This window comes from Sphingomonas sp. Leaf62, assembly GCF_001421915.1.
Taxonomy (GTDB): Bacteria; Pseudomonadota; Alphaproteobacteria; order Sphingomonadales; family Sphingomonadaceae; genus Sphingomonas.
This window is the reverse complement of the sequence record NZ_LMLN01000013.1, coordinates 165,525-187,495: the sequence shown is the minus strand read 5'-3', so window position 1 is coordinate 187,495 and position 21,971 is coordinate 165,525. Positions and strand designations below refer to the sequence as shown.

At 67.2% G+C, this 21,971-nt stretch carries 26 protein-coding genes; 9 read left to right on the top strand and 17 right to left on the bottom strand.

All coding sequences use genetic code 11. From position 1 onward, the window contains the following. Genes ASE91_RS08775 through ASE91_RS08765 form a run of 3 tightly spaced genes read right to left on the bottom strand, consistent with a single transcriptional unit; the run spans position 1 to position 1,894 of the window. Entirely contained in the window at positions 1 to 903 is a 903-nt protein-coding gene (locus ASE91_RS08775; protein WP_056625080.1) for a pirin family protein, read from the bottom strand. Further along, entirely contained in the window at positions 903 to 1,607 is a 705-nt protein-coding gene (locus ASE91_RS08770; protein ID WP_056625077.1) for a glutathione S-transferase, read from the bottom strand. Before ASE91_RS08770 ends, ASE91_RS08775 begins: the two co-directional genes overlap by 1 nt. Beyond that, on the bottom strand, positions 1,604 to 1,894 hold the full coding sequence (locus ASE91_RS08765; protein ID WP_056625074.1) for a BolA family protein: 291 nt from the start codon (positions 1,892 to 1,894) through the stop codon (positions 1,604 to 1,606). Before ASE91_RS08765 ends, ASE91_RS08770 begins: the two co-directional genes overlap by 4 nt. A 36-nt stretch (positions 1,895 to 1,930) precedes the next feature. Here ASE91_RS08765 and ASE91_RS08760 point away from each other — a divergent pair, with 36 nt between their 5' ends. Next, positions 1,931 to 2,545, top strand: coding sequence for a J domain-containing protein (locus ASE91_RS08760; RefSeq protein WP_056625071.1), 615 nt, complete (start codon positions 1,931 to 1,933; stop codon positions 2,543 to 2,545). Between the two features lie 173 nt (positions 2,546 to 2,718). Here the strand turns inward: ASE91_RS08760 and ASE91_RS08755 are convergent, their stop codons facing one another. The 6 genes from ASE91_RS08755 to ASE91_RS08725 are packed head-to-tail and all read right to left on the bottom strand — an operon-like array spanning position 2,719 to position 6,250. Then, a complete protein-coding gene (locus ASE91_RS08755) occupies positions 2,719 to 3,174 on the bottom strand; it encodes an SRPBCC domain-containing protein (RefSeq protein ID WP_056625068.1) in 456 nt (151 codons plus the stop codon). Next, entirely contained in the window at positions 3,171 to 3,656 is a 486-nt protein-coding gene (locus tag ASE91_RS08750; protein ID WP_056625065.1) for a VOC family protein, read from the bottom strand. The genes ASE91_RS08755 and ASE91_RS08750 overlap by 4 nt, the downstream gene beginning before the upstream one ends. After that, the gene (locus ASE91_RS08745) at positions 3,653 to 4,420 is read right to left on the bottom strand and encodes a VOC family protein (protein ID WP_056625063.1); all 768 of its coding nucleotides are present in this window, start codon (positions 4,418 to 4,420) and stop codon (positions 3,653 to 3,655) included. Before ASE91_RS08745 ends, ASE91_RS08750 begins: the two co-directional genes overlap by 4 nt. Beyond that, entirely contained in the window at positions 4,417 to 5,142 is a 726-nt protein-coding gene (locus tag ASE91_RS20950; RefSeq protein WP_082453916.1) for a DUF1428 domain-containing protein, read from the bottom strand. The genes ASE91_RS08745 and ASE91_RS20950 overlap by 4 nt, the downstream gene beginning before the upstream one ends. Then, complete coding sequence (locus ASE91_RS08730) at positions 5,139 to 5,828, bottom strand: glutathione S-transferase family protein (protein ID WP_056625060.1); 690 nt, start codon at positions 5,826 to 5,828, stop codon at positions 5,139 to 5,141. The genes ASE91_RS20950 and ASE91_RS08730 overlap by 4 nt, the downstream gene beginning before the upstream one ends. Beyond that, a complete protein-coding gene (locus tag ASE91_RS08725; protein WP_056625057.1) occupies positions 5,825 to 6,250 on the bottom strand; it encodes a VOC family protein in 426 nt (141 codons plus the stop codon). The genes ASE91_RS08730 and ASE91_RS08725 overlap by 4 nt, the downstream gene beginning before the upstream one ends. 69 nt (positions 6,251 to 6,319) lie before the next feature. Here ASE91_RS08725 and ASE91_RS08720 point away from each other — a divergent pair, with 69 nt between their 5' ends. The 4 genes from ASE91_RS08720 to ASE91_RS08705 all read left to right on the top strand — a co-directional run bounded on the left by ASE91_RS08720 (position 6,320) and on the right by ASE91_RS08705 (position 9,053). Further along, positions 6,320 to 6,994, top strand: a complete 675-nt coding sequence (locus ASE91_RS08720; protein ID WP_056625054.1) for a winged helix-turn-helix transcriptional regulator — start codon at positions 6,320 to 6,322, stop codon at positions 6,992 to 6,994. Between the two features lie 67 nt (positions 6,995 to 7,061). Beyond that, a complete protein-coding gene (gene cobS, locus ASE91_RS08715) occupies positions 7,062 to 8,060 on the top strand; it encodes a cobaltochelatase subunit CobS (protein ID WP_056002080.1) in 999 nt (332 codons plus the stop codon). Positions 8,061 to 8,251: 191 nt separating this feature from the next. Then, complete coding sequence (locus tag ASE91_RS08710; protein ID WP_056398615.1) at positions 8,252 to 8,635, top strand: acyl-CoA thioesterase; 384 nt, start codon at positions 8,252 to 8,254, stop codon at positions 8,633 to 8,635. A 124-nt stretch (positions 8,636 to 8,759) separates the two neighbouring features. Further along, the gene (locus ASE91_RS08705) at positions 8,760 to 9,053 is read left to right on the top strand and encodes a hypothetical protein (protein WP_056625053.1); all 294 of its coding nucleotides are present in this window, start codon (positions 8,760 to 8,762) and stop codon (positions 9,051 to 9,053) included. Positions 9,054 to 9,302: 249 nt separating this feature from the next. On the opposite strand, the gene ASE91_RS08700 is transcribed toward ASE91_RS08705, so the two are convergent. After that, entirely contained in the window at positions 9,303 to 11,138 is a 1,836-nt protein-coding gene (locus ASE91_RS08700) for a hypothetical protein (RefSeq protein WP_056625050.1), read from the bottom strand. Positions 11,139 to 11,232: 94 nt separating this feature from the next. Between ASE91_RS08700 and ASE91_RS08695 the strand changes: the two genes are divergently transcribed. Further along, positions 11,233 to 11,664 (top strand): GtrA family protein, encoded by a 432-nt coding sequence (locus ASE91_RS08695; RefSeq protein ID WP_235530387.1) that lies wholly within the window; start codon positions 11,233 to 11,235, stop codon positions 11,662 to 11,664. A 1-nt stretch (position 11,665) separates the two neighbouring features. Then, entirely contained in the window at positions 11,666 to 12,388 is a 723-nt protein-coding gene (locus ASE91_RS08690; protein WP_056625048.1) for a class I SAM-dependent methyltransferase, read from the top strand. A 239-nt stretch (positions 12,389 to 12,627) separates the two neighbouring features. On the opposite strand, the gene ASE91_RS08685 is transcribed toward ASE91_RS08690, so the two are convergent. Together ASE91_RS08685 and ASE91_RS08680 are read right to left on the bottom strand one after the other, a co-directional pair. Next, complete coding sequence (locus ASE91_RS08685) at positions 12,628 to 13,845, bottom strand: ABC transporter permease (protein WP_056625046.1); 1,218 nt, start codon at positions 13,843 to 13,845, stop codon at positions 12,628 to 12,630. Next, positions 13,842 to 14,762, bottom strand: a complete 921-nt coding sequence (locus ASE91_RS08680; RefSeq protein ID WP_056002059.1) for an ABC transporter ATP-binding protein — start codon at positions 14,760 to 14,762, stop codon at positions 13,842 to 13,844. The genes ASE91_RS08685 and ASE91_RS08680 overlap by 4 nt, the downstream gene beginning before the upstream one ends. Before the next feature lie 59 nt (positions 14,763 to 14,821). Here ASE91_RS08680 and queG point away from each other — a divergent pair, with 59 nt between their 5' ends. After that, a complete protein-coding gene (gene queG / locus ASE91_RS08675; RefSeq protein WP_056625043.1) occupies positions 14,822 to 15,880 on the top strand; it encodes a tRNA epoxyqueuosine(34) reductase QueG in 1,059 nt (352 codons plus the stop codon). Positions 15,881 to 15,949: 69 nt separating this feature from the next. On the opposite strand, the gene ASE91_RS08670 is transcribed toward queG, so the two are convergent. The 3 genes from ASE91_RS08670 to ASE91_RS08660 form a co-directional block, all read right to left on the bottom strand. After that, the gene (locus tag ASE91_RS08670) at positions 15,950 to 17,350 is read right to left on the bottom strand and encodes a GGDEF domain-containing protein (RefSeq protein ID WP_056625041.1); all 1,401 of its coding nucleotides are present in this window, start codon (positions 17,348 to 17,350) and stop codon (positions 15,950 to 15,952) included. Between the two features lie 70 nt (positions 17,351 to 17,420). Then, a complete protein-coding gene (locus ASE91_RS08665; RefSeq protein ID WP_056625038.1) occupies positions 17,421 to 18,083 on the bottom strand; it encodes a peptidoglycan-binding protein in 663 nt (220 codons plus the stop codon). 62 nt (positions 18,084 to 18,145) lie between these two features. After that, the gene (locus ASE91_RS08660; RefSeq protein ID WP_056625036.1) at positions 18,146 to 18,496 is read right to left on the bottom strand and encodes a hypothetical protein; all 351 of its coding nucleotides are present in this window, start codon (positions 18,494 to 18,496) and stop codon (positions 18,146 to 18,148) included. Positions 18,497 to 18,591: 95 nt separating this feature from the next. On the opposite strand from ASE91_RS08660, the gene ASE91_RS08655 reads away from it, so the two are divergent. Beyond that, the gene (locus ASE91_RS08655) at positions 18,592 to 19,608 is read left to right on the top strand and encodes a glycosyltransferase family 2 protein (protein WP_056002043.1); all 1,017 of its coding nucleotides are present in this window, start codon (positions 18,592 to 18,594) and stop codon (positions 19,606 to 19,608) included. Between the two features lie 217 nt (positions 19,609 to 19,825). Here the strand turns inward: ASE91_RS08655 and ASE91_RS08650 are convergent, their stop codons facing one another. Together ASE91_RS08650 and cobT are read right to left on the bottom strand one after the other, a co-directional pair. Next, complete coding sequence (locus tag ASE91_RS08650; RefSeq protein ID WP_056397994.1) at positions 19,826 to 20,077, bottom strand: ribbon-helix-helix domain-containing protein; 252 nt, start codon at positions 20,075 to 20,077, stop codon at positions 19,826 to 19,828. Further along, positions 20,074 to 21,903 (bottom strand): cobaltochelatase subunit CobT, encoded by a 1,830-nt coding sequence (gene cobT, locus ASE91_RS08645; RefSeq protein ID WP_056625034.1) that lies wholly within the window; start codon positions 21,901 to 21,903, stop codon positions 20,074 to 20,076. Before cobT ends, ASE91_RS08650 begins: the two co-directional genes overlap by 4 nt. Positions 21,904 to 21,971 lie beyond the last annotated feature (68 nt).

Below are 21,971 nucleotides of genomic sequence, written 5' to 3'. Positions count from 1 at the left end.
TCACGGATAGCTGACCGTCTTGGGGATTTCGGGGATCGGGATGAATTCCTCGGCATCGTCGGGGACTTTGGGGAAGTTGCCCGCTTTCCAGTCGGCCTTTGCCTGATCGATGCGGTCGCGGCGCGAGGACACGAAGTTCCACCAGACATGGCGCGGGGTGGTGAATGCCTCGCCACCGCACAGCATCACCCGCGCGCCGGACGACGACCGCAGCGTCGCGGCGATGCCGGGGCGCAGCACGTAGAGCGTCATCGGGTCGAGCGTGACGCCGTCCAATGCCGCGTCGCCATGCGTCAGATACAGCGCGCGTTCGTCGGCACCGGCATCGATCGGGATCGCGCCGTTCGATTCGAGGATGATGTCGGCATAGATGGTCGCGGCGTACTGGGTGGTCGGGGCCGACACGCCCCACAGGTCGCCCATCACGACGCGGGCGGTCGCGCCGCTGCCGCTGACGATCGGCAGGCGATCGGCCTCGACATGCTCGAACGCCGGGTCCATTTCCTCGCGGTCCTCGGGCATCGCCAGCCATGTCTGGATGCCCGAGAGCAGCGGGCCGCCGGCGCGTTCGTCGTCCGGCGAGCGTTCCGAATGGACGATGCCGTGGCCGGCGGTCATCAGATTGACCGCGCCGGGTTCGATCCGGGCAAAGGTGCCGAGCGAATCGCGATGGTCGATCGCGCCGCCGAACAGATAGGTCACGGTCGACAGGTTAATATGCGGGTGCGGGCGCACGTCGATACCCTGACCCGGGTCTAGTTCGGCCGGGCCCATCTGATCGAAGAAGATGAACGGGCCGACCATCGTCCGCGTCTTCGTCGGCAGGGTGCGATGGACCTTGAACCCGCCAAGGTCGTGGGTGATCGGCTGGATCGTCTGCAGAAAGAAGCGATCGTTTTCCATCAATCGGCGTCCAGTTCGGGATAGTGGCGGAAAATTCCGTCTTGATTGAAGGGTATACGCCGGTCGCTGGCAAGATAGTCGGCGATGCCGGGCAGGGTGGCGACGGCGTTGCGGATCGCGATTAGCCGGGGCAGGCCGGGTTCGAGCACCTTCATCCGGTTAGGAAAGGCGTAGCGCAACCCTTCGACCAGCTGGAACAGCGAGGTGTCTACATAGGTCCAGCGATGGTCGATCGCCCACGGATCGTTGTTCTCGCCGAGCAGGTCTTCGAAATAGGTCAGGAATTTGGGCAGGCGTTCGGACCGGAACTGCCGGGCGGCGCGCAACGCCTCCGCCTGCTGATCTTCGTAATAGTCGCCGGTCGCCACCGGATGATGGACGGCGTGGATTTCGGTCACGAGGTCGGCGATGGTCAGCTGCCACTGATTGGCCCATTGCCGGTCGCGGATGCTCGACAGGCTCAAGCCATGGCGTTCGCCCAGATATTGCAGGATGTTGGCGACCTGCGCGATGACGAAATTGTCGAGCGAGAGATAGGGCGGGGCGAAGGGCGGGCGCGGGTGCCGTTCCAGCATGGCCAGCATCGCCTCCACGCCATCCTCACGCGCACGGTCGCGATAGGCGATGCCGGCCCCCTCCAGCGCGAGGCGGACGAATTCGCCGCGGCCCTGTATCGTCGGCCAGTACCAGAGGTCGTAACTCAATCGCCGTCTCCCGGAGCGCGGGCGCGAATCGCCAGCGCATGGATGCGGGTGGCCAGCAGGTCGGCAAGCGCCCGGTTGACCATCCGCTGCCGCCCAACGCGCGACTGGCCGACAAAGTCCGCCGCGACGATGTCGACCGAAAAATGGCTCTCGCCGGTGCCATCGTCGCCCATATGGCCGGCATGGTGGTGGCTGTCGTTGGTCACGACCAGCTGGGTCGGGGACAGGGCGTCGTGGAGCCGCCGGGCGATCAGATCGGCGAGCGGCAAGGTGGTGGTGTCGGTCATCGCGCCTATATAGCCCCTTTTGCCAGAGGGAGTCGCGTGGCGCGCGAGAAGATCAGCAAGGATCGCCCCAATGCTCGGTTCCACGGGCGGGTCGAGGCGAATGGCCGGCCGTGCGAGGTGCCCGGATGCACCGACGCGGGCGAATTTCGCGCGCCGCCGGTCGAGGGTGCACCGCAGGGCGGCGAACGGCCGAACGCCTATCGCTGGTTCTGCCTTGAGCATATCCGCGCGTTCAATGCCGGGTATAACTATTTTGCGGGGATGACCGCCGAGGAGATCACCGACGCGCAGCGCCCCTATGCCGGTTGGGACCGCGAGACGCGCGCCTTTGCGCGGGCCGGTGTCGATCCGGGGCCGGCATGGGCCGATTTCGCCGACCCGCTCGATGCGATCGGCGCGAAGTTCCGCGACGCGCGGGTGAACCGGGCCGAGCGCAGGGACGGGCGGTCGCTCAGCCCCGCCGACCGGTCGGCGCTGAAGGTCATGGGGCTCGACATCGATGTCGACCGGACCGGCCTGCGCCAGCGCTATTCGGAACTGGTGCGGCGCTATCACCCCGATCGCAACGGCGGTGACCGGCAGCATGAGGCGGCGTTGCAGAAGGTGATCGCGGCGTATCAGCAGTTGAAGGGGGCGGCGGCGTTTGCGTGAGCGAGGGCCGCTTCCTTAAACCTCTCCCCGTTTGCTTCGAGCACAGGTTCGAGCCTGTCGAGAACCGCAGTCGAGAAGGGGGTGCCCCAGGCGGACGGTTCTCGACAGACGCTTCTCGACTTCGCTCGAAGCTGCTCGAACTAAACGGGTGGGTGAAGGCTACGACAGTGCCGTCACGCGAAATTGACCGCAACCGCCTCCAATTGCTGCGCGACCATGGCCCAGCCGCCTTCGAAGCCCATTTCGGCGTGCATCTTCGCGGTTTCTTCGTCCCAGTGGCGGGCGGCGGCGCGGTAGAGGGTCGCGTCGCCATCGGCTTCGAAGGTGAAAAGGCCGACGAAGGCCAGCCGCTGCGGCTGCGGTATCCAGCCGGGGGCGAAGGCGTTGGTGAAGGCGACGCGTTCGTACGGGACCGCCTCTAGGATGACGCCTTCGCCGGTCATTTCCTCACCCGCCGGCCCCCGCATCGTCGTCGCGAACCGGCCGCCGGGGACGAGGTCGAGGGCGATCAGGTCGGTGGTCCAGGGGCGCGGGGCCCACCATTTGGGGAGATGTTCGGTCCATGCCTGCCACACCGCGTCGACGGGGGCGGCGATGCGGCGTTCGATCGCCAGTTCGTGTTCGGTCATCGGTTCTCTCCGCTGCGAGCGGCATCGATAGCGGCAATGTCGATCTTCTGCATCGTCATCATCGCCTGCATGACGCGCCCGGCCGCTGCCCGATCGGGATCCGCCATCCCGGCCATCAGCGCGCGCGGCGTGATCTGCCACGACAGGCCGAAGCGGTCCTTGCACCAGCCACAGTCGCGCGGCTGTCCGCCATCCGCGACGATCGCGTCCCAGTAGCGGTCGGTCTCCGCCTGATCGTCGGTCAGCACCTGAAACGAGATCGCATCGGAAAAGGGCGTCGGCGGGCCGTGGTTGAGCGCGAAACAGGGCTGGCCGAGCAGGATGAATTCGACGACCAGCGCGTCCCCCGCCTTGCCGCCGGGAAAGTCGGCGGCGGCCGCGTGGATGCGCCCGACCGCGCTGTCGGGGAAGGTCGCGGCGTAGAAGCGTGCGGCTTCCTCCGCCCGGCCGTTGACCACGAGGCACAGTTGCAGTTTGCTCATCGCCGCGGACCGACCAGACCGAAGCGGGCACCCTGCGGATCGGTGGCGACGATCGAATAGCTGCCGCCGGGGATCTGGTCGGGCCCTTGCAGGATGGTGCCGCCGCCGGCCGTGATGCGGTCGGCCGCATGGTCGATATCGGCGACATGGGTCGAATATTGCCAGCCGGGCTGTCCGCCCGGCACCATGCCCATCGCCGCACCGATCGCGACGTCGCCGCACAGCAGGAATTTGTAGTCGCCGAACGACCCCATCGGCATCGACCCTTCCTGTCGCCAGCCGAACCGGTCGACATAGAAGGCGATGGCGCGGTCGGGGTCGGGCGCCATCAACTGGTTCCAGACGAAATGCCCCGGCGTCGCCTGATCGGCGGCCTGGAAGACGGTGCTGGTCGCGTCGCTTGCGCTGCGCATCAGATAGAGCGCGGCGTTTTGCGGGTCGGTGAGCATCGCGATGCGGCCGACGCCGGGGATGGTGGTCGGGGCCATGTGCTGCGTACCGCCGGCCGCGATGAAATCGGCAGCGGCGGCATCGACATCGTCGACAGCGACATAGCCGAGCCAGACCGGTGCCGGCATCTCCGGCGGCATCGCCATCAGCCCGCCGATCATCGCGCCGTCGGGGGCGACGAACAGGCGGTAATCCATGCCGGGCATCCCCGAATCCTGCACCTGCCAGCCCACGACGTCGGCATAGAAGGTGGCCGCCGCGTCGAAGTCGCTGGTCAGCAATTCATACCAGATGAAGTCACCCTGCCGGTTCATGCGCCTGCTCCCATGCGTTGGTCGAAAATGGGCAAGAAGCCGCCGTAGATCATGCGCCGGCCATCGAACGGCATTTCGCGATCGACCATGCGCGGGTCGGCCATCACCGCCTGCCAACCGCGATTGCGGGCGTCCTTCGACGGCCATTCTATCCATGAATAGCAGGCGACTTCGCCATCCTGCAGGTCGACGGCACGGGCATAGTCGGTTTGCTTGCCGGCGGGCACGTCGTCGCCCCAGCCCTCCACCACGCGCAGCGCGCCGTGATCGCGAAACACCTGCGCCGATTCGGCGGCGAACGCGATATAGGCATCACGCTGCGTCGCGGAGACCGGGGTCAGGCAGCCATCGACATAGCCGGGCGCGCCGCCGTCGCCGCTGACCATGACGCCATCGAAGCCGCCATAGATCATGCGCTTGCCGTCGAACGGCATGTCGAGCGCCTCCATGCGCGGATCGGCCATCATCGCCGCCCCGGCCGCATCGCGGGTCGCGCGGTCGGGATATTCGATCCAGCTGAACAGCACGTCTTCGTCTTCGGTCAGCGCGACCGATCGTGCGAAGTCGGTATGCTTGCCAGCGGGCACATCGTCGCCCCAGCATTCGATCAGCCGCACCGCGCCGAGATCGGCGAAGATCGCCGCCGCCGCCGCGACATGCTGTTCGTAGGCGGCGCGACTGGCGCGCGGCACCGGGGTCACGAACCCGTCGATATAGGTCATGCGCAGTCTCCCTTGGCGGCCCATTCGGCATAGCCGGCAGGCGGTTCGCCGGTGAAGCCGGCCAGTTGCGCGGCAAGCGCGCGGTGAAAGGCGGGGCGGGCGGTGCCCCGTTCGACATAGGCGACCAGGGTTGGATGGGCGGCGAGCAGGTCGCTGCCATCCATGATCCGCAGCACCGCGACCATCATCAGGTCGCCGATGCCGAAGTCGCCATCATACCATTCGCGTGTCCCCAGCCGCGTCGCGACCTCGCCGAACCGCTCGGCGATGCGCGCCTCGACCGCGGGCAGGCGCGGTTTCGACCAGGGTTCGTCCCGTTCGAACAAGGTGGCGATGGCATGGTCCATGATCGGGGGTTCGACCGTGTTGAGCGCGGCGAACAGCCATTCGATCGCCCGCGCCTTCGCGGCCGGATCGTTCGGCAGCAGCACGCCATGTCGTTCGGCGACGTGCAGCACGATTGCGCCCGATTCGAACAGGGTCAGATCGCCATTCTGATAGGTCGGCACCTGTCCGAAGGGTTGCCGGGCACGGTGATCGGGGCGCTTCTGCGCACCCTGCGATAGATAATCGACGTCGTAAGGCTGGCCCGCCTCTTCCAATATCCAGCGGACGCGGAGGTCGCGGACCTGCCCCTGCGCGAAATCGGGCACCCAGTCGAAGGCGGTGACGACCGGCCGGGTCACGCCGCACCATCGACATGGGCCGCCTCGGCGGCGGCGAGGTCCATGGTGAACGGACCCCAGCCATGGCCGTCGAGATCCTCGAACGCGCGGCTGTACATGAAGCCTTCGTCCTCGGGATCATGCAGTTCGCGTGCTCCCGCCGCCAGCGCGGCTTCGGTGATCGCATCGACGGCGGCACGATCGTCGAACGACAATGCCAGCAGCACGCCGCTTTCGGTCTTCGCGTCGATGATCCGCTTGGGGGTGAAGGTCGCGTAGAAGTCGCGGTCGAGCAGCATGACGTGGATGGTTTCCGACCACGTCATGCCCGACCCGCGATCGTTCGAGAAACGGTCGTCCTTCACGAATCCGATCGCTTCGTAAAAACGGGTCGCCGCAGGCACATCGGCCACTGCGAGGTTCACGAAAATCATCTTCGGCATGGCACCCTCTCCCCGGACCAGCGAATCACTGTTTGTCTTGGGTGCGCCCGTGGGTTAGAAATTGCAACGATGGAGTTAGAAAAAGTAACAAAGTCCGACAAGCGACGCTACGACGATGCCTGTGGTGCGGCGCTGGGCATGGAATATGTCGGTGAGCGATGGGCGCTACTGCTGATGCGCGAATTGTTGCTGGGGCCGCGCCGCTTCGGCGAGTTGCGCGCCGGGTTGCCGGGGATCAGCGCCAATGTGCTGACGCAGCGGCTGGCGGGGCTGGAGGCGGCGGGGATCGTCCATCGCCACCGGCTGCCGCCGCCTGCCAACGTGCAGGTATATGAACTGACGCGCTGGGGGTATGAGAGTGAGCCGGTGGTGCTGGCGCTGGCGAAATGGGCGCTGCGGTCGCCGACGCACGACCCGACGCTGCCGTTCTCGGCGGTATCGCTGTTGCTGTCGCTGAAAATGCTGCTGGTGGCGGAGCGGGCGGGGGATTGGCGGGCGACGGTCGCGTTCCGGTTCGGCGAGGATGCCTATGTTGCTACCCTGGCCGACGGCGCGCTGCACGTCCGGCGCGGGGCGGCGACGGCGGCGGTGGATGCGACGCTGTCGGGCGCGCCGTCCGCGTTCCTGCCGGTCGTCTATGGCGGACGACCGCTGGCGGCGGCGGACGCAATCGTGGTCGAGGGGAACCGGGCGATTGCCGAACGGTTCACGACCCTGTTCCGCCTGCCGCCAAAGGTTGAGTAGGCGACCCCGATCGTCCTAAAGGACGCCGCGACGCTCCCGCCGGTGCGCCGACCCGCGAAAGGCCCGCATGACCACTACCGATACCCAGCCCGAAGCCGCAACGACGATCCTGAGCGCCCCCGACCGGATGGTGAAGGCGCGCGACCTGTTCGGCATCGACAGCGATCTGGAAGTACCCGCCTTTTCGGTCGCCGACGAACGCGTGCCCGATGCCGATCCCGCCTATGTGTTCGATCCCGACACGACGCTGGCGATTCTCGCGGGTTTTGCGCACAACCGGCGGGTGATGGTGCAGGGCTATCACGGCACCGGCAAGTCGACGCATATCGAACAGGTCGCAGCAAGGCTGAACTGGCCGTGCATCCGCATCAACCTCGACGCGCATATCAGCCGCATCGACCTGATCGGGCGCGACGCGATCGTGCTGAAGGACGGGCAGCAGATCACCGAGTTCCGCGAAGGGTTGCTGCCATGGGCGCTCCAGACACCGACCGCGCTGGTGTTCGACGAATATGACGCCGGTCGCCCCGATGTGATGTTCGTGATCCAGCGCGTGCTGGAGACCGAGGGCAAGCTGACGCTGCTCGACCAGAACCGGGTGATCCGGCCCAACCCCTATTTCCGCCTGTTCGCGACTGCCAATACCGTGGGGCTCGGCGATACGTCGGGGCTGTATCACGGTACGCAGCAGATCAATCAGGGGCAGATGGACCGGTGGAACATCGTCGTCACCCTGAACTACCTGCCCGCCGCCACCGAAGCGCGGATCGTGCTCGCCAAGTCGGGCGAATATGACAAGGTCGGCGGCAAGGACGCGGTCGAAAAGATGGTGCGCGTCGCCGACATGACCCGGCGCGGATTCGTCAATGGCGATATCTCGACCGTCATGAGCCCGCGTACCGTGATTACATGGGCACAGAACGCGCTGATCTTCGGCGATGTCGGTTTTGCGTTCCGGTTGTCGTTCCTGAACAAATGCGACGAGGCGGAGCGGGCGCTGGTCGCCGAATATTATCAGCGGGTGTTCGGCAAGGATCTGCCCGAGAGCGTGGTGGCGAAGGCGTAACCTCGTCGTAGCGCGGTGCGTGAGACGTCTGCGAGCGTCTCACGCACCAACCGGGTACGCTGGCGGGCACTTTCGCAGCGGCCCAGGCGGCGCGGGAGCGTTTCCGGGAACCGTGGCCGATTGTTCATGCCGTCACTCGGTCCGGCGTGAGTCTCATTGACTCGCATGTCAGCAGGGGCCACCGTTTTTCCATGGCACATCAGCATCCGCTTGCCGTCGCGCCGGGCGACATCGATCATATGGGCCACGTCAACAACGCGGTGTACCTGTCCTGGGTGCAGGACGCGGTCGTCGCCTATTGGGAACGGGTCGCGCCGGCCGAGGCGGTGGCGAAGCATCTGTGGGTCGCGCTGCGCCACGAGATCACCTATCGCCGGCCCGCCTTCCTCGACGACACGATCGTCGCGACGGTGGTGGCGGAACGGGTCGAAGGGGTGCGCGCCTATTTCTCGACGCTGATCAAGCGCGGCGAAGAGGTGCTGGTCGAGGTGCAGAGCACGTGGTGCTCGCTCGACGCCGCGACGAAACGCCCGGCGCGGCTGGCGCGTGACGTGGTGAACCGGTTCCTGCCCTAATTCCGATTTCGTTTTCTGCAATTGCGGTAAGAACCTGTGCAGTTGCGATATCGCGCTGCAACATGCACATCTCTGGCAACGAAACGACGCACGAGCGTCCATCCCAACCAGCCGGAGAAACATCATGCGCAGCTTTGCCGCCGCCGCCGCCTTTCGTGTCGCCCTCGTCGCAGCGGGCATGCTGATCCCGACGCTCGCCTCGGCGAACGAGATCGAGCGTGACGGTTACAAGTTCGATTATACCCGCAGCGTTGCCGACAATGGCGCGACCGTTCTGGCCGGCACCGTCCTGAGCAGTGGCGAGCCGTTCCGCCTCGAAGTGCGCGACCGCAACGTGTCGGGCGAAGTCGGTGGCCGTCCGGTCCGCTTCCGCATCGCCAAGCCGCTGTCGCCAGCGCAGCAGGTCGCTGCCCGCTAAGCGATCCGACCTCCACGGTCCGCGACGCCCGTCCCCGCCGAGGGGGCGGGCGTTTAGCGTTTGGGGATCGTGGGCAGCAACGGCAAATCAACGCGATCGTCCCCGACCTTCGCCGGATTTGCGACGGCGGCATTTCTCGTGTCGCCTGGTTAGACGTGCGGGCCATCGTCTTGCTTGGCACGTAGCCGCCGCCCGTGCGGGGGCACCGTAAGGTTTCGTATTGATGCCGACCTTCGCGCTTCGGCGAGCCTACCGCGCCATCCCGCTATAATCGATCCGCCACAGCCGGAGCGGCGACCCCTTGGGCAGGGCGACCGGGATCAGCCAGCCGGGCACCTTGTTATGGGCGAGCAGATCGTAGAAGCCGCCCGGCGACCGCGCGCGATAGACGGTGGTTTCGGCCATGTTGGGGCAGGTGAGCAGATAGGTCGCGCCATGGCGGCGGGCGATGGTGCGGAAATTGTCCGGGTCGCCCTGAAACGCGTGGTGCACGTCGAGGATCGCATCGCCGTTGCGGTGATAGGGGCCGGTGATGCCGTCATGATGGGTCGCGACGATCAGGCGCGGCCCCAGATCGACATGGGTGAACATCACCGCGGGGGGCAGGCGGTTCAGCGCCTGCAACGCGGGCAGGCTGCCGCAACGGGCACCGGCGCGCAGTATCTGTTTCGTGCGGGCGTCCTGCGGCTTGATGCGGACATGGCTGGTCAGGCCGCTGTCGGGCAGCATCGACAGCAGCTTGCTGACCTGATCGACGAACAGGTTGCCGAGCAGGAGCAGCGAGATCACCGCCGCCGTTCCGAGCACCCGCACCGCCGCGTGCTCGCGCGACAGCAGCCACGGCACGACCACCCATGCGAGCGCCACCGTTCCGGGAATCGCCAGCAACTGTGCGGCCGGCCCCGAGCGGATCTGCCAGAACAGCATCGCCACCGCGAAGGTCGTGAACAGCGTCACGACCGCCCAGCCGACGAAATCGGCCGAGCGGCGTGCGCGCCACGTGGCGAAGATCGCACCGAGCAGGCCGATGATCGGTCCGGTCACGATCAGCAGGATGGTGCGGCCGGGCATCGTGTAGAGCGGTTTCGCCTCGCGGACATTGTTCAGCCACGTGCGCGCCAGTTCCTCCGACACGCCTTCGGGCCGCGCGAGGCACTGCGGGAACAGCGTCGCGAACGCACCGGCGAGCGTGCCGCCCGCGATCAGCGTCAGGATCAGGCGCAGCGGCCACGTCTTCGGTCCGATCCGGGCGATCAGCACCAGCAGCGCACCGCCCGCTACCACCGCCGACAGCCAGACCGGTGTCAGCGCGTCGCAGCGCATCGCGTAATTGGCGTTGGAGGCGAAGGCGACGAAACCGATCGCGCTCGCACCCGCCAGCGTCGCACCATAGACGGTCAGCCGCCGTGCCTCCGCCCGGTCCCACACCCAGCGTAAGCCGACGATCGCGCCGGCCATCGCGCAATAGGGCAGGAGTTCGAGGCCGATGGTCAGCGACGCGGCCGAGGACAGGCCGACGACCATGCCGCCGCGGCCCTGTTTGCGATCGGCGATGCCGGCGACGGTCCACGCGAGACAGGCAAGCTGCCAGCCATGATGGTCGATGCGTTCGGGCATGAACATCAGCAGCGTCGACGAACAGCCGAGCAGGAACAGCACCGCCAGCGGCCATGCGACCGGCGCGACCAGCCGCTGCACCGTCACCGACAGGGCGATCAGCGCGACCCCCATCGGCAGCAGCGGCGCGATACCGACCGCCAGCTTTTCGGCCCAGACCGGCCCGGCAAAGGGTTTGAACAACAGGATCAGCCCGGCGATCGGCAGGTCGACCAGCCGCGACCAGTGAATGTCGAGGCCGTTCGGCGGGTTCAGCCGGTATTGGCGCAGATCGTACCAGCCTTGCCCGCCCATCCATGCCCGGACCTGCATCAGCCGCATATTGTCGTCGGTATCGGACAGGGCCAGCCAGTGGACCGCGTTCCACCGTTGCCACAGGAACCATGCCGCCATCACCACCCATGCGAGCAGCAGCCAGCGCAACCAATGCCGGTCGAGGAAATGGCCCGTGGATGGAAGCCTGGTCAAAACTACTTTCCCCCGCGCCCGCCGCGATCTACGGCGGCAGTCCAGCCATGGTGGCAACAGCGGCGCTGTATCGGATGGCGCGCAAAGGACAAGGGTGGGCACGCGGGTGATCGCGCGGATCGAACGACTGATACCGGACGGGGTGCTGGGCCAATTGATCCGGTTCGGCATCGTCGGCGGGCTGTCGACGGTGATCTATGCGATCGTGTATCTGCCGCTCGTCTCTTACATTCTGCGGACCGGCTATGCGTTCGTGGCGGTCGTACCGGCGTTCATCGTTGCTGCCGCCTTTGGCTGGGTCGCGCATGGCCGATGGAGCTTCCGCGATCATGGCACCCGGTCGGGCGGTGCCGAACAGCCGATGAAGTTCCTGGCGGTGCAGGGGTTCGGCATGGTGCTGAACGGCCTGTTCACGTTCGGGCTGGTCGATCTGGCGGGCATGGCGCACTGGGTGCCGTTGGTTCCGGCGGTGCTGGTCACGCCCTTCGCTACCTTCGCGCTCAATCGTTCATGGGTATTCGGATAAGATGGACCGCATCGTTTACGACCGCATGGCGGCGCACGACTCGACGCATTGGTGGTATCGCGCGCGGCGCGAGATCCTCGCCGACTATGTCGAACGCTATGCCGGGCTGCGGCCGGGCGCGCGCATCCTCGAAATCGGGTGCGGCACGGGGCACAACCTGCCGATGCTGGCGGGGTTCGGCACGGTCGACGCGATCGAGATCGACCCGGCGGCGCGCGCAATCGCCAGCGAGCGGCTGGGCAAGCCGGTCGGCACCGCACCGCTGCCGACGCTTGCCGGGGTGAGCGCGCAATACGACATGATCGCAGTGCTCGACGTGGTCGAGCATATCGAGGACGATGTCGCGACGTTTCGCGGCATGGCCGATCGGCTGGCACCGGGCGGTAGGATACTGGTCACGGTGCCCGCGCATCAATGGATGTGGAGCGCGCACGATGTGGTGAACCACCATCATCGCCGCTATTCCAAGCGCACGCTGGCCAAGGCGATCGCCGATGCGGGCCTGAAGCATGAAGGCCTGCGCTATTTCAACTCGCTGCTGTTTCCGGCCGCCGTCGCCGCACGGGTCGCGGGCAAGATTCGCGGCAAGGACGACAGCGACGATTCGCCGCCGCCCAAGGTTCTGAACACGGCGTTCGAGGCGATCTTCCGGCTGGAGCGGCATCTGCTGGGGCGCATTCCGATGCCGCCGGGGCTGTCGATCGTGACGCTGGTGACGAAGTAGCTGGCGGCCGGCGACGACCATCGTCACCCGGACTTGATCGAGACCGCTGCAAAGTACCGATTCCTTCCCTATGGCGTACCCCCGCGCAGGCGGGGGGCCAGGGTTCCAAGCGCCAGGCATTGTTCTGTCTAGCTCTGGACCCCCGCCTGCGCGGAGGTACGGCGAATTTGTGGCCAAGCTCGCGACGTTCGCAGAGGTCCCGTTCGAAGCCGGGGTGACGGTAGTGTACGGGGGTACACCTACCCCCGCCGGAACCACCGGAACTTCGGTCCCGCCGATTGCAGCACGCCGCGCCGGAACAGTCGCGCGCCGATCACGATCGTGATCGCCACCCACAGCAATTGCCACGCCAGCGCGGCGATGTGCGGCCACCATTCGCCGCTGGTCGCGGCGCGGGCGGCCATGGCGAAGGGGCTGCTGAACGGGAAGACTTCGGCGGCGAGCGCGATCCAGCTGCCCGGCCGACTGATCGCGGCGAATGCGAAGCCGAACATCGCCATCTGAAAGATCGTGATGGGCAGCGTCAGCATCTGGATTTCGCGCGGGGTCGATGCCTGCGCGCCGACGGTCAGGAATACCGAGCCGAGCAGCATATACGCCATGGCGAAATACAGGATATAGAGCAGCAGGAACCCCGGAAAACCGATGGCGGGGGCGATGTCGGTCAAGCCGGCGACCAGCTGGGGGGGCAGCAACCTGCCGATATTGGCGCCGACGGCGGCCCAGAAGGCGAGGAACAGCACCGCCACGCCGAACATGCCGAGCAGCTTGCCGAGGAATACCGATTCGAGCGGGACGGCGGCGGCCAGCACCTCGATCACCTTGTTCGATCGCTCCTCTGCCATGGTGCCGACCGCCTGTCCGGCCAGCATCAGCGTGACGACGAACAGCGTCACGACCGCGAAGAATCCGGCGGCTTTCTTGCCGCCGAGCGACGTGCTGTCCCGCTCGATCCGGGTGAACACCGGCGTCGACAGGCGCGCATCGCCAAGGTTGGCGCGTTGGTCGCGCACCGCCTGTTCGGCCAGCCCCGCCAGATAGGGGGCGGTCGTCGAAACCAGGCTGGCATGGATCAGCTGCGGGCGGTCGAGCGGGCCATACAATACGGCCGGCACGTCGACATCGGGATCGGACAGCAGCGCGCGGGCCTGAGCCGCCGGGTTGGCGTCCGGCGCGACGATCGCCAGCGTCGGCGGGCCGCTCTCGCGCGGGATTCCGGGGCGGATCAGCGCGTCGGCGGCGCGCAGTCGCCGGGCGTCGGCGGGCGTGGCGATGGCGTAGATGCGGACCTTCTCCTCCGCGCTCTTGCCCACCGTCGCCGCGCCGATGCCGCCGATCGCGCCGAAACTGCCGAACAGCAGCGGGGCGAGCAGGAAGACGAGGAACATCGGCGTCATCACCGTGGCGATGAAGTCGCGGCGGGCAATGGTCAGCGTCTGACGGATCAGCCGGCTCATGCTGCCCGCTCCGCATCCGCTTCGCCGACGATCCGGACGAAGGCGTCGTGCAGCCCCGGTCGTTCGATCGACAGCCCCGCTATGCCATAGCCCGCGTCGATCAGCCGCACCAATATCCCCTCGATCCCGTCAGCCGGCAGGGTGAAGCGCCACCCGCCGCGTTCTTCGTGCGCATCGTCCGGCAACAGCGCGGCGATGCCGGGCGCGGGGTGATGGGGCACATAATGCGCCTTCATCGGCAACATCGCGCGGGCATCGTCGACCGTCCCTTCGAACCGGCGCTTGCCGCCGGCGATGATGCACAGCCGGTCGCATAGCCGTTCGGCATGCGCCATGACATGGGTCGAGAACAGGATCGTCGCCCCGCGATCGCGCTCGGCGCGGATCAGTGCCTCCAGCCGTTCCTGATTGACCGGATCGAGCCCGGAAAAGGGTTCGTCGAGGACGAGGAATTCGGGTTGATGGACGACCGATCCCAACAGCTGCACGAACTGCGCCATGCCCTTGGACAGCTTGCGAATCTTGCTGTCGATCGCGTGGCCGAGGCCCGCCTGTTCGAGCATCACCGCCGCGCGCTTGCGCCCGACCGACCAGTCGAGCCCGCGCAGTGCGCCCATGAACGCGATCGCCTCGCGCGCCTTCATGCCGGGATACAGGCCGCGTTCCTCGGGTAGATAGCCGACCTGATCGGAGGCATCGCGCGGTGCCGCCCGCCCCAGCAGGGTGCGATGTCCTTCATCGGGTTCGATTATGCCGAGCAGCATCCGCAGCGTCGTCGTCTTGCCCGCGCCATTGGGGCCGAGCACGCCGTACACCGCGCCGTAGGGCACATGCAGATCGATGCCGTCGACGACCCGCCGGTCGCCGAAGCGTTTGACCAGTCCGTCCGCGCTCAGCGCCCAATTTCCGTCCGGCAAACGAGATCCCCCTGAACGTCGCCCTTTAGCGCGCGTCGGATAGAGGGTAGCGGGGGGAGGTGACCGGAGACAAGGGCCAGCCGAGCGATATCGTCGCGCGTATTCGTGCCAAAGCGGCCGAATGCGGTTTCGTCGCGTGCGGCATCGCCCGTGCCGATGCCGCGCCGCGCACCGCCGAACGCCTGCGCCAATGGCTGGACGAGGGGCGGCACGGGTCGATGATCTGGATGGAGGAGCGTAGCCAACAGCGCGGATCGCCCGCCGCGCTGTGGAGCGAGGTACGGTCGGTGATCGCGCTGGGCATGAGCTATGCCCCCGCCATCGATCCGCTGGCGCTGGCCCGGGTCGGCGATCGGGGTCGCATTTCGGTCTATGCGCAGGGCAGCGATTATCATGACGTGGTCAAGAAAGCGCTGAAGGCGCTTGGCCGCTGGCTGGCGCAGGAATCGGGCTGCGACCTGAAGGTTTTCGTCGATACCGCACCGGTGATGGAAAAGCCGCTGTCCGAAGCGGCGGGGCTGGGGTGGCAGGGCAAGCATACCAATCTGGTCAGCCGCGACCATGGCAGCTGGCTGTTCCTCGGCGCGATCTATACCACGCTCGATCTGGCCCCCGATGTCGCGGCGCGCGACCGGTGCGGATCGTGCGATGCGTGCCAGCGGGCCTGCCCGACCGATGCGTTTCCAGCACCCTACCGGTTGGACGCGCGGCGCTGCATCTCGTATCTCACGATCGAACATGCCGGGCCGATCCCGGTCGAGTTTCGCGCGGCCATGGGCAACCGCATCTATGGCTGCGACGATTGTCTGGCGGTGTGTCCGTGGAACAAGTTCGCCGATGCCGCCGCCGCCAACCGGGCCTTTGCCGGACGGGCGGAGTTCGCAGCACCCCGGCTGGCCGACCTGATCGCGCTGGACGATGCCGGGTTTCGCGAGGTGTTTCGCGGATCGCCGATCAAGCGGATCGGGCGCAACCGGATGGTGCGCAATGCACTGATCGCGGCAGGGAATAGTGGCGATGTCGCGCTGGTCGGACCGGTGCGGGCGGCGTGTGCCGATCCCGATGCGGTGGTGCGCGATGCGGCGGAATGGGCGTTGGCGCGGCTCGACTCCGTTTGAAAATGCGTCGAGACGCATTTTGCGGTACCGGCCCGAAGCTAGCTCTCGCGCGAGCTTCCAAACAGATTCTTACGCCGCGTGCGCCAGATCGGGCCCGTCGAGCCATTCGACGCGGTTCCGCCCGCTGCGTTTCGCGCGGTACATCGCTTCGTCGAGACAGCGAAGCAACGGCGCCGCGTCGGTAGGCGTGCGGGTCAGGTAGCAGGCACCGATGCTGGCGGTCGCGTGGATCGCGGTGCCGTGCCAGTCGACGCGCTGCGCGACGATCGCGGAACGCAGTCGTTCGGCGGCATCCTGCGCGGCGGCGCGATCGGGGGCGGACAGGAGGACCGCGAATTCCTCCCCGCCCAGCCGCCCGCACAGATCGTTCACGCCGCAGGCATTGCGCAGGGTAGCGGCGGCAGCGCACAGCACCGCATCGCCCGCCGGATGGCCGTGACGGTCGTTGATGGCCTTGAAATGGTCGAGGTCGAGCCACAGCAGCGCAAGGCCGTGGCCCGGCAGCTGGTTCAGCCTTAGCCGTTGCTGTAATTGCTGTTCGAACGCGCGGCGGTTGAGCAGGCCGGTCAGCCCGTCGTGATCGGCGGCGTCGCGCAGCTGGCGCAGCAGCGCGTCCTGCACCGCCATCGCGCTGCTGATCGTCAGCGGCACGAGGACGAGGAAGGCGACCGCGATCCGCACCGACAGCACCAGCCGGGGGATCGCCATGTCCTGCCCGATCTCGACGATGCCGAGGCCGATGGTGATGAGGCAGCCGGTACCGAGCAGCATCGTCAGCACCGCGGTAATCGCGACCGGATAGGTGAGCGCGCACAGCAGCAGCGCGGGCATCGGGAACATGATGCTGCCCGGCCCGTCAAATTGCACCGCCGCGACGCACGACAATGCCAGCGCGACCGCCGGCCAGATCGGGGGTTCGGCGATTCGCGGTGGCTGGGCATCGGGGTGGCGCAGCGTCAGCAGGACCGGCAGCACGACCAGATAATTGACCAGTTCGCTCGCCGGCCAAGTCATCAGCGTCTGGCTGGCGGAGCCGCCGAATTCGACCACGACCAGCACCGCACCGATCAGCGCCGCGACGAAGCAGGCCGGGATCAGTCCGGCGAGGATGCGCAGCACCGAATGGACGCGCTCCAGTCGCAGGTCGGCGGGATCGAGCCGTCGCAGCGCCACCGTCGCCGCGAAGGTGCCGGCGGTATTGGCGAGCGCGAAAAACGCGGACAGGGCGATATTGCGGTCGAACAACAGGTCGGTGGCGACGAAACCCATGAAGGCTCCGGCCCAGCCCGACGGCCGGAACAGGCGTGGCACCCGCAGCATCAACCCGACCAGGATCGCGTTGGCGGGCCAGAAGGCGACCGAAAAGGCGTGGCGGGTCAGCAGCCCGATCAGCGCCCCACCCGCGACCATGGCCGCGACCAGCAAAAAACAGCGCAGCGCCGTCGCGCCGGGTACGGCACGCGCCGACATCGGCAGGGGCAGGGCGGAGGACGACATGGCCGGGAACGCTACGTCGCAGAGATGAAGAATCGGTAACGCTTTACGTCAGCCCGCTCTCGCGCCGGACGCTCGCCAGTTCGGCATTGCGCCGGCCCTGCAGGTGGGCCCAGTCGCGAAACGTCCAGTCGCCGCCCCAGATCAGCCCCTCCGCCTTGCCCGCCGCGCCCAGCGCGCGGAAGAAGATATGGCATTCGGGTTCGGTCCAGTACCAGCGGTCGTCGACCAGATCGGCGGCCCATGCGGCGGGCAGGCCGTTGGGGGTCTGCGCGTTGTGGAAACTGAAGCCGACCTGCGTCACCCCCTCGCGCAGCAACCGCCGCTGGACGGCGACCGATCGCCAGCCATAGACGATCGTCGGGCGCAGACCGTCGCGCCGCAGCGTGTCGATGACGCGGACGATGCGGCCGCGAAAGCGGGGATGGAGGCTGGCGAGCTTGCGCTCCTGCGGCCAGTTGCGGCTGTCGCCGTCCCATGTCGCGCGCGCGCCGGTCAGGCGGGCGATGGTCCGCCCGCCGGGGTCGATCCGGCCATCGGCTTCGATGTCGAACCGGACCTGCGCGGTGCGGATCGCGGCGATCAGGCGCGGCCCGGCGAGGCCGTCGACCGGCCCGGGATCGATACCGATCCGCAGCAACAGCCACTGGACGGCGCGCACATCGTCCGCGCGGTTGGTGCCGTCCTCGCCTACGCTCGCTTCGATCATCGCTTCCGCTCCGCCATTTGCGCGATCGGGCTCGCAAGCGAAGTCCTACATTGCAACCCGGCTCATTTCGGACGGGCGCGTGCCGCTGCCACCTCGCCGCGCAGCGCCAGCGTACGGTCGGCGAGCGCCGGCGCGTTCATCGCGATCGGTCCGCCCTGTCGATACTGACGATTCAGCCGCTCGATGACAGCGCTCTGGATCATGAGCGCCCGGGCCTCGGCCCGGGTCAGGTCGCCACGCCGCCGCCCGTCGCGGATTGACCGGTTGATATCGCCCAGATCACTCGCGACCAGCGACGTTGCCGACGGCGGTGGCGGTGCTTCGCGCACCGCGGAGCGCCCCCCATCCCAGATTTGCGCCGCGGCCGGCGTGGCGGCGGCGGTGAGCAACAGCAAGGGCAGCAACACGCGCATCGGCGTTCCTCCATCGACGCCTGATCCTAACCGGGATCGGGCCGCATCGCCATCCGGCTTTTCCAACCGCGTCGCATGGAGTAACGCAGCCGTCCATGATCCGTCCCGCGCTCTCCGTCGTCGTCCCCTGCTATAACGAGGCCGCCTGTCTCGACACGCTGCACGCCCGCATTTCGGCGGCGGCGCAAGCGGTTGTCGGCGACGATCACGAGATCGTCCTGGTCAATGACGGGTCGCGCGACCAAAGCTGGCCAGTGATGGAACGGCTGGCGGCGGCCGATCCGCGGCTGGTCGCGATCAACCTGTCGCGCAACCACGGACATCAGCTGGCGCTGACCGCCGGGCTCGACCTGTGCGCGGGCGAACGCATCCTCATCATCGATGCCGATCTGCAGGACCCGCCCGAATTGCTCGGGCCGATGCTGGAAACGATGGCGGCCGAGGGCGCCGACGTGGTCTATGCGGTGCGGCGCAAGCGCGAGGGCGAGACCTTCTTCAAGAAACTGACCGCCGCCGCCTTCTACCGCGTGCTCGACCGGGTGACCGATACGCCGATCCCGCTCGATACCGGCGATTTCCGGTTGATGACGCGGCGGGCGCTCGACGCGTTTCTGAGCCTGCCCGAACAGGCGCGCTTCATCCGCGGCATGGTGGCGTGGGTCGGGTTCCGGCAGGTGCCGTTTCCCTATGACCGCGACGAACGGCTCGCGGGCGAGAGCAAATATCCGCTGGGCAAGATGATCGGGTTCGCGCTGGACGCGGTAACTGGTTTCTCGACCGCGCCGCTGCGCCTCGCCAGCCATTTGGGGCTCGTGTTGACCGCGCTGTCGCTGCTGCTGTTCGCCTATATCGCGATCGGCTGGCTGTCGGGCAGCGCGGTGCAGGGGTGGACGTCGACGATGCTGGTCGTCGTGTTCCTCGGCGCGGTGCAGATGTTCGTGCTGGGGATGATCGGCGAATATCTCGGGCGGCTCTACGTCGAATCGAAGCGGCGGCCGCTCTATCTGGTCGCCGACGTCGCCGGGCCGGTGAAGGGGCGGGCGAGTCTCGGCTATCGTTCGGGTGATCGGGGTGAGGTCACCGTGTCTCCGATTTTGCCGGATCAGCAGTAGAAGGCTGGTTCACGCGAAGGCGCGAAGGCGCGGAGTAGAAGAAGAGATTTGGTTCGCGCGAAGGCGCAAAGAGCGCAAAGGGGTCGCGCTTTGGGCCATCGCCCGCGAGCGGAAGACTCCCTCTCTCGTTGCAACAAGCGATGAGGCCGCTATCGCGGCCGACCTCCCTGGGTCCGCGACCCCTTGGCGTCCTTTGCGCCTTCGCGCGAAAACAACCTTACCCAGCGCCAACCTCCCCCAACAACCAAGACCGGATCGCGCTCGCGAGGTTGGGTGGATCGTCTCCCTCGATTCGCACCGCGTCGATCGCCGCAACCAGCGCCGATAACGGCAGCGACCTTCGGGTCGCCGCCGCCTCCAACGCGGTCCAGAAGCCGGGTTCGAGGCTGATCGAGGTCGCGTGGCCGGCGATAGTGATCGATCGCTTGACCGGCCCGCGAAAGCCGCCGGGCGGGGCGGTCGGCTTCATGGGGTGTCGAAGAGCGACGCCAGCTGCTCGATCATCGTTCCGGCAAGTTGTTCCGCATCCATGATCGTGACGGCGCGGGCATACCAGCGGGTCACGTCATGGCCGATGCCGATCGCGACCAGTTCGACCGGCGACTTGCCCTCGATCCACGCGATCACCTGGCGCAGATGCCGTTCGAGATAGCTGCCCGAATTGACCGACAGCGTCGAATCGTCGACCGGCGCGCCGTCGGAAATGACCATCAGCACCTTGCGGTCCTCTGGCCGCGCCAGCAGGCGGCCATGCGCCCAGAGCAGCGCCTCGCCGTCGATATTTTCCTTCAGCAGCCCCTCGCGCATCATCAGCCCGAGCGACTTCTTGGCACGGCGCCATGGCTCGTCGGCCTGTTTGTAGACGATGTGGCGAATGTCGTTGAGGCGACCGGGCTGGGGCGGGCGTCCGGCGACGAGCCACGATTCGCGTGCCTGGCCGCCCTTCCACGCGCGCGTCGTGAAGCCGAGAATCTCGACCTTCACCCCGACGCGTTCGAGCGTCCGGGCAAGGATGTCGGCGCTGATCGCGGCGATGCCGATCGGGCGGCCGCGCATCGATCCCGAATTGTCGATCAGCAGGGTGACGACGGTATCGCGAAATTCGGTATCGCGTTCGATCTTGTAGCTGAGCGACTGGGCGGGGTTGATGACGACGCGCGCCAGCCGCGCGGCGTCGAGCATCCCTTCCTCCTGATCGAAGTCCCACGACCGCGACTGTTGCGCCATCAACCGGCGTTGCAGCCGGTTGGCGAGTTTGGTCACGACCCCCTGCAACTGCACCAGCTGCTGATCGAGATAGGCGCGCAGCCGTTCGAGTTCGTCGGCCTCGCACAATTCGGTCGCGGCGATCACTTCGTCATATTTGGTGGTGAAGGCACGATATTCGAATTGCGCGTTCAGGTCGGCAAAGGGGCGGTTCGGGCGGACCGGCATCATGCCGCCTTCGTCCTCGCCATCGGCCATGTCGTCGCCTTCGGCGTCGATGTCCTCCGACAGGTCGTCGGACTGACCATCGGACTGTTCGTCGCTGCGATCCTCGCCGCGCGCCTCGACCTGACCTTCGCCGCCCTGCTGTTCGCCCGAATCGTCACCGTCGTTCTCGGGGGTCTGTTCGTCTTCCCCTTCCGAATCGTCGCCGCCGTCATCGGCCTGTTCGGGTTCGATCTCGCCCTCGACCAGTTCGAGGTCCTCTAGCAGGCGGGTGATGCCGCGCGCGAAGGCGGCCTGATCGGCGACCAGTCCGGCGAGGCTGTCGAGCTGCGCACCGGCGCGCTGCTCGATCCAGTCGGTGATGAGCGCCATGCCCGGTGCGGCGGCGGCGGGCGGGGCACGGCCGGTCAGCCGTTCGCGCACCAGCATCTGCACCGCAGTCGACAGCGGCACTTCGGCGCGGGTGCGGGCGCGGGTGATCGGGTCGGAGCGCATGCGCATGGTGAGCGCATGGTCGAGATTGTCGGCGATGCCGTCATACCCGGCCGACCCCAGCGCATCGATCCGCGCCTGTTCGACCGCGTCATAGACGGCACGCGCGACCGCATCGCCGGGTGCGGTACGGGCGTGGAGCGCGGCATTGTGATGGCGCATACGCAGCGCGAAGCCGTCGGCATGGCCGCGCGCCTCGGCCACCTGATCGGCGGGCAGCGCGCGGGCGGGCATCGGCACCTTGATATGCTTGCCCGACGCGGTCGGCGCGTCGGCGGTGAAGGCCAGTTCGACCTCGGGTTCGTCGGCAATCGCGCGCGACGTGCCGCGCAGGACGTCACGAAACCGGTCGAGCGGGGATTCCTGTGCCATGGCTGTGCTTTGGGGATTGGGGGCGGGGGAGGCAAGGGGGACGGTGCAGTTCCTCCCCGATACGGGGA